Genomic DNA, 12066 nt, shown 5'->3' with positions numbered 1-12066 from the left:
CGCGTTGTCCGTAGCATTTGCTACGGACGCAAAAATTGGTAGGCTAAGCCTACCGGGCTGGCTGATTCACGTATGAAATACGGAGCTAATGACATTGAACCCCTTTGGGGTTGGCAAGTCTGTATTGAAGTGGCTCTTTCGGATTGGCAATCCGAAAGCGGTCTGGAAAGGATTTGTAATCCTGTGCATTACAAATCTGCAACAGCGAATGTAGCGAAGTAGGAGGGTGCCAGAGGCAAACGGGTAAAAACAAAAAGCCCTGACCAGATTATCCTGATCAGGGCTTTTCAAGAGGGATTGAAGCTTATTCGCCTACGATTACGAATTTCACTTTGTGCTTCACTTCTTTGTGGAGGTCAAGCGTAGCAGTGTATTCGCCGAGTGATTTTACTTCAGAATCCAGCGTGATTTTCTTACGATCTACGTCAAATCCTTTCGTTTTCAGCGTGTCAGAGATTTGCGTGTTCGTTACACGACCGAAGATGCGTCCGCTCTCACCTACTTTAGCAGGGATTTCCAGCGTCAGATCGCCGATTGCTGCGGCTAAATCTTCAGCATCTTTCTTCAGCTTTTCAGCTTTGTGAGCGGCTTGCTTGATGTTTTCAGCCAGTACTTTTTTGTTGGTTTCGCTGGCCATTACCGCGAAGCCTTGGGGAATCAGGTAGTTACGTCCGTAGCCAGGTTTAACCGTTACCAGATCGTTTTTATAACCCAATCCCGCGATATCGGTTTTGAGAATAACTTCCATTTCTTTCGTAAATGAGTTTAAATAAGTTTTCTGTTTACAGCTTTGAGTTGTTCGTTAAATCAGGAACGACAACCAAAAACGGAAACCTACTTCAGTGAATCGCCAACGTAAGGTAACAAGGCAATGTGACGAGCACGTTTCACAGCCTGAGCCACTTTGCGTTGATTTTTGAGCGAAGTACCCGTCAGACGGCGGGGAAGGATCTTACCTTGCTCGTTCAATAACTTGAGAAGGAAGTTAGGATCTTTGTAATCGATGTATTTAATGCCGGCTTTCTTGAAGCGGTCATATTTTTTGCGGTTCTGGTTTTTATCCAGAGGTTCGTTCTGCAATGACATAGTCGTGAATGTTTGAGTTTTCAGTGTTTGGTTTACTGTTTTCAGTTTAACTGACAACTGAAGACGGTAAACTGTAAACTACTAAATTATTCAGCGGGAGCTTCTTGTTTCTTGCCCACCAGACCTTTACGCTTGCGTTCGTTGTACGCAATGGCATGCTTGTCCAGAGCAATCGTCAGAAAACGCATTACCCGCTCATCACGACGGTATTCCGTTTCAAGCGTAGCGATTACGTCCGGGTTCGCTGTGAATTCTACCAGGTGATAGAAGCCCGTTCCTTTTCCCTGAATCGGGTAGGCCAGTTTTTTCAGACCCCAAGATTCTTCGTGGATCAGTTCAGAACCGTTATCGGTCAGAATTTTTTTGAATTTGTCGACAGCATCCTTCGTCTGGACGTCAGACAAAACGGGAGTGAGGATGAATACTGTCTCGTACTGTTTTTGTGACATGTGTTAGTACGGAAAATGTGATAAAAAGGATAATACTCGAAAAATGAGCCGCAAAAGTACGTAAATTCTATGATATGCAAAAACATTCCCTGGAAAAAAGCAGCACTGGATACAAAAAAAGCGTCCTGACCTCTACGGTCAGGACGCCTCAGGTTGAGCAGTAAAACGCGGGTTACCTAAAATAAACCAGAACGGACCTCAAAGATTCCATCGCCAATTTTCACACCCTCGGCGTACAGCTCAATCGTATGCTTTCCTTTCTTAAAAGGAATATTACGTTTATAGATCACGTCTACTTGCTGATTATTCCCCTGGTAAGTAATATCCTTTTTAACGGTATAGATCATTTCCTTACTCTGGTACATAAACGTTCCCGAACCGGTGGCCATATCGGAGATAACCGCTCCGGTAGGGTCAAGGACGCGAACGAAAATTTCCTTGCCATTACGTTCAGTCAGGGTATTATCGCCCAGCCCGAAAGCAATTCGAATCTGATCAATTTTGTCGGCTTTGATTTTTTCACGCTCTTTACCTTTCGAATTAATGGCGTATACCATGACATTCTGAGCTTTCAGAGCCGCCGCTACGCTGATCCGATCGTTTAATTCTTTGTTGTTGACTTTAAGAGCATTAACGGAATCGTCGTACGCCTGTCTGGCCGAATTTAGCTCCGTTTTTAGTCCCTCATTACTGGTAGCTAGCTCCTGATTCTGAGTCGTTAACGAGCCGTTTTCTTCTTTCAAACGAACAATATCCCGGTCTTTCTGCTTCAGTAAATCTTTATACTGTTCCAGTTTGGCTTCAAACTTTTTGACTTCATCGGCCGTTGCGTTTACCAGTCGCTGCTTGTCAATTTCCAACTGCGTTTTTAACTGCATCAATTCGTCGATATTGCCGCCAAGCATACGTATTTCGGCAATTTTGGCGTCGAGCTGGGTTGCAATGGAATCGAGTTTAGTATTCGCCTTTAAAATCTCTCGTTTCTGAACTACTGAGCGAGAAGATAATGTTTCACGTTCATTACGTTCTTTAAAGTACAAAAAGCCTAATACTGCGACCAGTCCGGCCATCACGACGAGAGCTGCAATGAAGTAACCTTTCTTGTCAGAATCTTTTTTCGGTGTTGATCGGGTGTAATCGTATGGTTCCATATAGAGTAATAATGATGGAGGTACGGGCAGACAAAACTACGCCTAAGCGTGGAGAAGTCAACCACTTACCAGAGAATTAGGCGGACAATCACTCGTAAAAGTAGTACATAGCCTAGATAAGCACTACTTTTGTATAAACGTTTTACGAATGAACATCGTTGAAAATCTGAATAAAATTACCAAAAACATGGCTGGCTACCCGGCCCGTTTGATTGCCGTTACCAAGACTCACCCCGTAGAAGTACTTCAGGAAGCGTACGATGCCGGATGCAAAACCTTCGGCGAAAATAAAGTACAGGACATGGTAGCGAAGTGGGAAGTGTTGCCGAAAGACATTGAGTGGCACATGATTGGCCATTTGCAAACCAATAAGGTAAAACCCATTGCTCCGTTTGTATCGTTGATCCATTCCGTTGATAGCTTTAAACTACTGCTTGAAATCAACAAGCAGGCAGCCAAGGCGAAGCGGGTGATTGATTGTCTGCTGCAAATTCACATTGCTCAGGAAGAGACCAAATTTGGTTTCAGCCAGCAGGAAGCCGAAGCAGCCCTCCACTCCGAAGCCCTGGCTGGATTAAAAAATATCCGCATCGTGGGTTTAATGGGTATGGCTTCTAATACCGATGATCTAATTCAGGTTCGGCTTGAATTTCGGGGATTGAAGCAATTTTTCGAACGCATGAAAGCTACCGTTCCCGTATCCGAGCGTTGTGAACTCAAAGAATTGTCGATGGGCATGAGCAGCGATTACGAGACGGCTTTGCAGGAAGGTAGTACCTTGTTCGCGTAGGCAGTGCTATTTTTGGAGCTCGCGAATACGCCTAAGATCCAGGGATTCGGCGTTTAAACCGGACGCCGAATCCCTGAAAATGTAAAACGGCATGCACTTTCGCACCGAATTTTCCATTCCTCCTTCTTCCTGGAAACTAGGTTTACAATCCCGGGTCGTTTCGATGGGTTCCTGCTTTGCTGAAGTACTCGGAAAGCGGTTACAGGCTCATAAAATCGAAGGGATGTACCAACCTTTTGGTACCTTATTCAGTCCGCTGGCTCTGTACCGAATTTTGCAGTATGCTCTGGCCAAGGAGCCCGTGGATGATCGTTTATTTCTGGAACGAGACGGCCGCTGGCTGCATTACGATACGCATTCCTGCGTAGCCGCTGCGAGTCAGCAGGAATTGCGAGTACGGATGCAACGGGAGCTGGATCAATTAGCCGAAGAACTCCGTCGGGCCGATTTACTGGTACTAACCCTGGGGTCAGCCTGGGCGTATCGATTGCTGGAACCGCCTGCGTACGTGGCGAACTGCCATAAGCAACCCGGCCGCATCTTTGATCGCGATTTATTGAGTGTCAAGACCATTTGCAAAGAGTTTGGCACCGTGTATGCCTTATTAAAGGCGGTAAATCCTGGTTTACGTGTACTTCTAACCGTCAGTCCGGTACGTCATGCCAAGGATGGGATGATGGATAATTCAGTGAGTAAGTCCATTCTCCGGGCGGCCTGTCATTACCTGGTAAGCGATTATGCCGATGTCATGTATTTTCCGGCGTATGAATTCCTGCTGGATGATTTACGGGACTACCGATTTTACGCGAGTGATTTAGTTCATCCCAGTGAAATGGCCGAAGCGTATATCTTCGAAAAATTTCAGCAGACGTATTTCGATGTCTCGCTTCAACAGTTTACAAAAGACTGGGAGAAGATTACCAAAGCCCTCAATCATCGTCCCTTTCAGGAAAATTCAGTGGTTCATCTTCAGTTTCTTACTAAACTGCTGACCGATCTTGAACGGATGCCCGTAAATGTAAGTCCGGAACGGGCGGAAGTAAGCGAGCGAATACAACGCATTACGCAGGCTCTGGGCCACTGAACCAATCGATTACAAAGAGATTGCGATAAGCTGGGTCGATAAGAAACTTACTAGTTACCTTTGTGGTTAGCAAGGAACGGTCGGTAACGCGGAATTAGCCCGTTCACTCCCGTTTGATTATCACTATGGGCGAATTACGAATCAAAAAAGAAGATATTATACGGGCTCTGAGTACCGTAGAAGAACCGGACTTGAAGAAAGACCTGGTTACGTTAAACATGATTAAAGACGTAGAACTGGGCGTTGGTGAGGTCCGGTTTACGGTTGTTTTAACGACTCCAGCCTGTCCCCTGAAAGAACTCATTCGTCAACGTTGTGAGGATGCCATTCATACCCTGGTGGATCCGGAACTACGCATCGTGGTAAACATGACGGCGGATGTAACGACTACGGCTTTCGGTAACAAAACCATTTTAGCGTCGGTTAAAAACGTCATTGCCATTGCTTCGGGTAAGGGCGGTGTGGGTAAATCAACGGTTACGGCAAATCTGGCCATTGCCCTGAAAAATGCAGGTGCTCAGGTCGGAATCCTGGATGCGGACATCTACGGACCTTCCATTCCGGTCATGTTCGGAGCGGAAGATCTCCAACCGACTGTAACCGTAATAGACGGAAAGAATATGATTAATCCCATTTTGCAGTACGGGATTAAGATGATTTCCATGGGCTTTTTAGTACCGGCGGACAGTCCGATGGTATGGCGGGGCCCGATGGCGAGTCAGGCACTTAAACAGTTGATGGGCGACGTAAACTGGGGCGAATTGGATTACTTGCTGATTGACTTACCTCCGGGAACGGGCGACGTGCACCTAACGCTGGTACAATCGGCTCCGGTCACGGGGGCAGTAATCGTAACCACACCGCAAAAAGTAGCCCTGGCGGATGCCAAAAAAGGATTGCAGATGTTTATGCAACCGCAAATTAATGTGCCGGTATTGGGAATCGTCGAGAATATGGCCTATTTTACACCCGCCGAGCTACCCGAAAATCGATACTATCTGTTTGGTAAAGGGGGTGGCAAATGGCTGGCTGAACACTACGAATTGCCTTTTCTGGGAGAAATTCCGTTAGTACAGGGCATTCGCGAAGCCGGAGACGAAGGTCGCCCCGCCGCTACGTATACCGATTCGCTAACGGCTCTGGCCTTCCAGAAAACCGCCGAAGCACTGGCTCAGCAGGTAGCCATTCGGAATGCAACGCTTGAAAAAACGAAACCGGTTGAAATGACCGTCTAAGAGCAAAGAGCAGGAGTATTTATACAATTATTCGAACACACTGTTCCTGGCGGTATTTTAACGCAGGCAGATTAAAAGCATGATCACACACGCATGGAAACGAATCTCGAACATCCCTTGATGGAAAAAGTCGAACAGGCTTTGAATAGCATTCGTCCCTACCTCGAAGCGGATGGAGGCAATGTTCGTATCATCGAAATTACGGACGATAAGGTAGTGAAGCTGGAGTTGATGGGAGCCTGCGGTTCCTGCACGATGTCAGCCATGACCTTCCGCGGAGGCATCGAAGACGCCATCCGTCGGCAGGTTCCTGAAGTAAGTAGTATTGTAGCGATTAACTTATAGTCGCTTAGTATAAAATTGCTGAAGGTACGACTTCGACTGAAGTCTCCAGAGCAGATTCGGCAGGTCCGGTATACGTTCCGTGTACCGGACTTATCATTTCCGGGAAGGCCGAAACGGCCAGTACCAAATGAGAATCAGCGGCCAGACAATTCTGCGTCGGATCAAAGCCTCGCCAACCCGCTCCGGGCAAATACACTTCCGCCCAGGCGTGCAGGTACTGCGTTTCATCCGCATTACCAAAATAATAGCCACTTACAAAGCGAGCCGCCAAGCCCAGGCACTGGCAACAGGTTACGTACAACGTAGCGTAGTCCCGGCAGGAACCCCGTCGGTTTTGCAAGGTGTAATCCGGCGTTTGCGGAAATCCTTCTTCGCGAATTTCGTACGAAAATTCTTCGTGAATGCACTCATTCAAACGAATGAGAAACTGCAGCGTATCCCAGCGGGATTCCGTAGCGATGAGTCTCGTAAACTGTTCAACGGCCGGCGTAATGCCTTCCTTTTCCAGATACAGTGTCAGGAGTCGACGTTCTTCGTCACTATACTTGATGGGCAATTTTTGATGTTCAAAGGGATAAAGAATGAAATCAAAAGGATTGGACAGCTTAGACTCAATTTCACTTTCAGCCAGAATCTGCAATTGTGTGGTAGGCGTACTGAAAAACAAGAGATGTTGGGTATTTCCTTCGCTGTCGGTAATGCCAATCATTTTGTCCGGCTCGGGACTCACCTGTATTTTAATGCTTTTAATCTGCTGGTAGGAACTGGAACGAGCCTGAAGATACAGGCGATGCGGACTCAAAGTAACAGCATTCGAATAGTTGTACGTAAGCTGATGACGGACACGATATTGCATTGATTTTAAATGGTTTTAAGGCAGAGCCAATGAAGAAAAAACCAATCTTACGCGGGGGAGAGCGACGAACAAAAACGGGCGAATTGGCCCACCTTGTTTATGCAATGTATGGAAAAAGGGCAAAATTTCCAAAACTTATACCGTATCGGAGGCCAGTAAAAGGTGAAAAAAGAAACGGTTTCGATGCTTTACCACGGGCGTCAATAAGCAAAAAAGCCGCTACCGGTAGCGGGCTTTTTTGCTTATTGATCAGTTAAGATTTGCTGTTCGTGATTTTCAAAAACGGGCTTCATCCAGTCACTGGGAAGTCGTTGTACCGACGACACCAGCAGGGCTCCCCACTGGTGAGCAATCTGTTCGACGTCTTCTTTTTCAAAGCGATGTTCCGTGATATGAAAACTATCGCGTTCATACACGGCAATGTCAATGGGGAAATCGACGTCATTGGCACTCACCCGCGTTGAATCAAAGGAAAGGAAACCAATTTTCAGGGCATCCTTCAGCGGAGTTTCATACCGTAAGCTACGTCGTAGAATGGGCGTACCGTAACCCGTATTGCCAATAATAAAAAAAGGCGTATTTGGGCCTACTTCAATCCAGTTACCTTCGGGGTACAGCATGTAGAGTTTATGCTCATCGTCATCCTGTAACTGACCGCCCACAATGGCATACAGGTTAAAGGAAAGTCCGGCTTCTGCCAGAGCACTTTTATCTTCCAGAGCTACCCGTCGAACCTGTTCACCAAAGGCATTCACAGCCTTATAAAGCTTATTGAAATTGGCATCCCGTTCGGCGATCACTTCCCGGAAATAGGTTATGGCTTTGTCCCGGACCGATCGTAACCCGGAGGTCATGATAAACAGGGAATGGTGCTCTACCTGGTGAATGGAAATTTTCTTGTTCGTAGTCACTTCCGAACCCGAGGTAAGGCGGGTATCTGCCAGAGCGATTAAGCCGGTCTTTGTTTTGATGCCAAGGCAATACGTCATGTGTAATAGAATTGGATTGGGGAGAATGAATCGAATAGCTTCCCCTGCAAATGTAAAAAAATAGCTATATGCTAAGGGCTTAGAGCTATGATCCTTTCCTAATTATTTGAAAAAGGGCGTTCATGTGGTCCGCAAGGGGATGAGTAATGCTCTCTAAATGACGGGTTTCAAGTCGAAATAGGTCTCAAAAATGGCTGCTCCTGCGGCGTTGTTTTTGGACTGGAAATTGTCCAGAAATTCGTGCAGACCCGTACTGAAGATGTCTTCAATCGTCATGAACTCAATTTCGCTTCGCAGTTTGCTCAGGACGCGTTCGGCCTTGTTTGTATAGCTATTGCCGATGAAACCGCCAGAAATTTCGTACAGGGAAAGTTCCGCCCGCTTCAGGGAATGCATAACCGAACGGGGAAAGTTCTTTTCGAGAATCAGGAACTCCACAATATGAGCCGGGGACATATTCCGGAACCGCTGGCGATACATGTTGTAGGCCGATACGGACTTCAGAACCGATGACCACAGCAATAAATCCAGGGGCGAACCAACGGCACCGACGTCGGGTAGGAGGGTGAAATACTTTACATCCAGAAAACGCGTGGTCTTGTCGGCCCGCTCCAGCATCCGGCCCAGCCGGGCGAAGTGCCAGCCTTCATTCCGGCTAATGGTCGATTCTATGATACCGTAAAAAGTCTGACACCCGAGTTTGATTTCTTCGTAAAAATCCTGGAAATGCCGCATTTCCCAGTGCTTCGACTGCGAGGCTGCTTCCTTGACTTTCCAGTACAGGGCATTAAGCTGTTCCCACATTTCCCGCGAGATGGTTTCCCGAATGGTACGGGCGTTTTCGCGGGCATACTGTAAGGTACTGAGGATAGAGTTGGGGTTACGGGAGTCAAAAGTCATGAAGAAGATAATATTCTCCCGACTTGGTTCCTGAAAGTGCTCGTAAAAGAGTTTGTTATCGGCAGTCGCAATAATCAGGGGTTCCCATTGTTCTTCTACATCCGGCGGTAAATCCAGCATTAAGTTAAAGTTCACATCCACAAACCGCGAATAATTTTCGGCTCGTTCCACATACCGATTCATCCAGTAGATTGAATTTGCAACGCGACTCAGCATACTTTATACAGCTTAAATGGGAATAATATTTGCTAAAAATAAAAAATAATGCTTCAATATGGGGTAAAGTATTTAACGAACAAAATTTCGTTTGGAATAACTTTGGAATGTATCAATACGAAATGTTGATGGATGGACAAGTTAGATGAATACCCTAATAAAAAACCCTCATTCCCGAAAGAATGAGGGTGCAAAGGGGAAAATCAATGGGTATTAATTGCCAGCAAGGGCTTCCGCACCTGCTACAATTTCAAGAATTTCCGTTGTAATCGCAGCCTGACGTGAGCGGTTGTATTCAATCCGCAGGTTTTTCAACAGTTCACCCGCGTTGTCCGTTGCTTTATCCATGGCCGTCATACGGGCTCCGTGTTCGGATGCGTTGGATTCCAGAACAGCCCGGTACAACTGAATTTTCAACGATTTAGGAATCAGCTCCTTAATGATTTCTTCTTCCGAAGGCTCAAAAATGTAGTCGCCGGGAGTAGCCGATTCCTGCGTCATATTTTCAACGATAGGCAGAAACTGCTCCACGCGAACAATCTGCGTAGCTACGTTTTTGAATTCGTTGTAAACAATCTCTACGATGTCGTATTGATTATTTAGAAAAGCGTTCATGATTTCGTCGGCAGCCTGACGAACGACACCGAAGCTCAGGCGAGTAAAGGTATCTTCATACAGAGCGTTGACTTTATAGCCACGGCGGGTAAAAAATTCGCCGCCTTTTTTGCCGATGGAAAGAATATGAACGTTGCCCGCCCGTTTCTGGGCGGCGTATTTCTCATTGATTACCGCCGTTGCCGCTTTGCTTACGTTGGCATTGAATGCACCGCAAAGACCGCGATCGGAGGTAATCACCACCATGAGAACTTTCTCGATGGGGCGTTCCTGTTTGAAAGGATTTTCCTGGGCCGCTTCTGCTCCCGCCGATACGGTCCGAAGCATTTCGCCCAGTTTCTGAGCGTAAGGCCGCATTTGAAGGATGTTATCCTGTGCTCTCCGCAATTTAGCCGCGGCCACCATTTTCATGGCCTTGGTAATTTGCTGGGTAGAGTTCACGGAGGCAATCCGGTTACGAACTTCTTTTAAGTTAGCCATGGTGTTGGATGATGAGATGTTCGATCATGAGCGAAAAAGGCCCGCTGCCTAAGGCAGCAGCGGGCTACCGAACATCAGATCAGGCGACAGCCAGGTTGTACTTGATGGCTACTTCTTTCGCTACTTTCTCAAGCGTAGAGGTAATCGTATCGTCGTACTTCCCTGCTTTCAATTGTTTTAATACGTCCGCGTGTTGAGCACGGAGTAAGTTGATAAAGTCAGCTTCGAACTGGCGAACCTGATTTACCGGAACCGTATCGATCAAGCCCTTGGTAGAAACGTGGATCATGGCCACTTGCTCTTCTACGCGTTGGGGAGCTCCTTGTTTCTGAATCAGAATTTCCAGGTTACGACGACCCCGTTCGATGGTCAGTTTCGTAGCGGCGTCCAGGTCTGAACCGAACTTCGCAAAAGCTTCCAGCTCACGGAACTGAGCCTGATCGAGTTTCAGCGTACCGGCTACTTTCTTCATCGACTTGATCTGGGCGTTACCACCTACGCGGCTTACCGAGATACCTACGTTGATGGCAGGACGGATACCAGCGTTGAACAAGTTGGATTCGAGGAAGATCTGACCGTCCGTAATCGAAATTACGTTCGTTGGGATATACGCCGAAACGTCACCAGCCTGGGTTTCGATGATGGGAAGAGCCGTTAATGAACCCCCACCTTTCACGATCGGCTTGAGGCTTTCGGGAAGGTCGTTCATGTTCGCTGCAATCTCATCATTGGCGATAACCTTGGCAGCACGCTCCAATAAGCGGCTGTGCAGGTAGAATACGTCACCAGGATAGGCTTCGCGTCCGGGCGGACGACGGAGCAGCAGAGACACCGTACGGTACGCTACGGCTTGTTTGGACAAGTCATCGTAAACTACCAGGGCGGGGCGGCCCGTATCCCGGAAATATTCGCCGATCGCTGCTCCCGTAAACGGAGCGTAGAATTGCATCGGAGCAGAGTCAGAAGCAGCGGCTGCCACGATTACAGTGTAGTCCATCGCTCCAGCTTTACGCAGGGCTTGTTCTACTTGCTTAATCGTAGAAGCTTTCTGACCGCAGGCTACGTAGATACAATACACAGGCTGACCAGCGTCGTAAAATTCTTTCTGGTTAATAATGGTATCGATCGCAACGGTGGTTTTACCCGTTTGACGGTCACCGATGATCAATTCCCGCTGACCACGGCCAACAGGGATCATGGCGTCGATAGCCTTGATACCGGATTGCAGAGGCTCGGTTACGGGCTGACGATAGATTACCCCCGGAGCTTTACGCTCGATGGGCATATCGTACAGGGTTCCACTAATCGGGCCGTTGCCATCGATAGGCTCGCCCAGGGTATTGACTACCCGGCCAAGCATGCCTTCACCTACGCGGATGGAGGCAATTTGACGCGTCCGTTTTACGGTGTCACCTTCCTTAATATCGGAAAATTCACCTAGTAATACGGCCCCGACATTATCTTCTTCGAGGTTTAGGGCCAGGGCTTTTACGCCATTTTCAAAGGCGAGCAGCTCACCGGCTTGAACGTTGGATAGTCCATAAATACGGGCCACACCGTCACCGATCTGGAGAACCGTACCCACTTCTTCGAGCTCGGCGGCTGACTTTGCTCCGGAAAGTTGCTCCCGTAGTATTGCCGATACCTCGTCGGGTCTAACTGATGCCATACAGCAGTCTTGGAAAGTTATATTGAATTCAGAGTAATACTAATGCGAAAAATTCAGAGCTGGAAAGCGAACGTACTCTGAAAATTTTCCCGCAAAATTAGCGACGAAATTTGATTTTCCGTAGGTATTTGCAACTTTTTCCTGTTAGTTTTTATACTATTTTCAGAAAGGCTGTCTTACGTGTCTTTTTGTCCCACAAGA

At 47.3% G+C, this 12066-nt stretch carries 12 protein-coding genes and 1 pseudogene; 4 read left to right on the top strand and 9 right to left on the bottom strand.

Annotated elements, in window-relative coordinates; all coding sequences use genetic code 11:
- Positions 1 to 304 precede the first annotated feature (304 nt).
- The 4 genes from rplI to BWI93_RS10010 all read right to left on the bottom strand — a co-directional run bounded on the left by rplI (position 305) and on the right by BWI93_RS10010 (position 2686).
- Complete coding sequence (rplI, locus tag BWI93_RS10025; protein WP_094810765.1) at positions 305 to 748, bottom strand: 50S ribosomal protein L9; 444 nt, start codon at positions 746 to 748, stop codon at positions 305 to 307.
- Positions 749 to 834: 86 nt separating this feature from the next.
- Positions 835 to 1086, bottom strand: coding sequence for a 30S ribosomal protein S18 (gene rpsR, locus BWI93_RS10020; protein ID WP_094810763.1), 252 nt, complete (start codon positions 1084 to 1086; stop codon positions 835 to 837).
- An 86-nt stretch (positions 1087 to 1172) separates the two neighbouring features.
- The gene (gene rpsF / locus BWI93_RS10015; RefSeq protein WP_094810761.1) at positions 1173 to 1535 is read right to left on the bottom strand and encodes a 30S ribosomal protein S6; all 363 of its coding nucleotides are present in this window, start codon (positions 1533 to 1535) and stop codon (positions 1173 to 1175) included.
- 176 nt (positions 1536 to 1711) lie between these two features.
- Positions 1712 to 2686, bottom strand: coding sequence for a hypothetical protein (locus tag BWI93_RS10010; protein WP_094810759.1), 975 nt, complete (start codon positions 2684 to 2686; stop codon positions 1712 to 1714).
- A gap of 148 nt (positions 2687 to 2834) precedes the next feature.
- On the opposite strand from BWI93_RS10010, the pseudogene BWI93_RS10005 reads away from it, so the two are divergent.
- The 4 genes and pseudogenes from BWI93_RS10005 to BWI93_RS09990 all read left to right on the top strand — a co-directional run bounded on the left by BWI93_RS10005 (position 2835) and on the right by BWI93_RS09990 (position 6140).
- A pseudogene (locus tag BWI93_RS10005) lies at positions 2835 to 3511 on the top strand (YggS family pyridoxal phosphate-dependent enzyme).
- A 56-nt stretch (positions 3512 to 3567) separates the two neighbouring features.
- The gene (locus tag BWI93_RS10000; RefSeq protein WP_094810757.1) at positions 3568 to 4560 is read left to right on the top strand and encodes a GSCFA domain-containing protein; all 993 of its coding nucleotides are present in this window, start codon (positions 3568 to 3570) and stop codon (positions 4558 to 4560) included.
- Between the two features lie 125 nt (positions 4561 to 4685).
- Positions 4686 to 5795, top strand: a complete 1110-nt coding sequence (locus BWI93_RS09995; protein ID WP_094810755.1) for an Mrp/NBP35 family ATP-binding protein — start codon at positions 4686 to 4688, stop codon at positions 5793 to 5795.
- Between the two features lie 93 nt (positions 5796 to 5888).
- Positions 5889 to 6140 carry a NifU family protein gene (locus BWI93_RS09990; RefSeq protein WP_094810753.1) on the top strand — a complete coding sequence of 84 codons (252 nt, stop codon included), beginning with the start codon at positions 5889 to 5891 and terminating at the stop codon, positions 6138 to 6140.
- Between the two features lie 4 nt (positions 6141 to 6144).
- On the opposite strand, the gene BWI93_RS09985 is transcribed toward BWI93_RS09990, so the two are convergent.
- The 5 genes from BWI93_RS09985 to atpA all read right to left on the bottom strand — a co-directional run bounded on the left by BWI93_RS09985 (position 6145) and on the right by atpA (position 11865).
- Positions 6145 to 6996, bottom strand: coding sequence for a transglutaminase family protein (locus BWI93_RS09985; protein WP_094810751.1), 852 nt, complete (start codon positions 6994 to 6996; stop codon positions 6145 to 6147).
- Between the two features lie 242 nt (positions 6997 to 7238).
- Positions 7239 to 7985: a peptidase gene (locus tag BWI93_RS09980; protein ID WP_094810749.1), complete on the bottom strand. Its 747-nt coding sequence runs from the start codon at positions 7983 to 7985 to the stop codon at positions 7239 to 7241.
- 153 nt (positions 7986 to 8138) lie between these two features.
- Positions 8139 to 9101, bottom strand: a complete 963-nt coding sequence (locus tag BWI93_RS09975; RefSeq protein WP_094810747.1) for an alpha-E domain-containing protein — start codon at positions 9099 to 9101, stop codon at positions 8139 to 8141.
- Positions 9102 to 9314: 213 nt separating this feature from the next.
- On the bottom strand, positions 9315 to 10196 hold the full coding sequence (gene atpG, locus BWI93_RS09970; protein WP_094810745.1) for an ATP synthase F1 subunit gamma: 882 nt from the start codon (positions 10194 to 10196) through the stop codon (positions 9315 to 9317).
- Between the two features lie 79 nt (positions 10197 to 10275).
- Positions 10276 to 11865 carry a F0F1 ATP synthase subunit alpha gene (atpA, locus tag BWI93_RS09965; protein WP_094810743.1) on the bottom strand — a complete coding sequence of 530 codons (1590 nt, stop codon included), beginning with the start codon at positions 11863 to 11865 and terminating at the stop codon, positions 10276 to 10278.
- Positions 11866 to 12066: the final 201 nt, after the last annotated feature.

Source organism: Siphonobacter sp. BAB-5385 (assembly GCF_002261125.1).
Classification (GTDB): Bacteria; Bacteroidota; Bacteroidia; order Cytophagales; family Spirosomataceae; genus Siphonobacter.
Note: the sequence above shows the minus strand (reverse complement) of the source record. Positions and strands in the feature narration are given on the sequence as shown.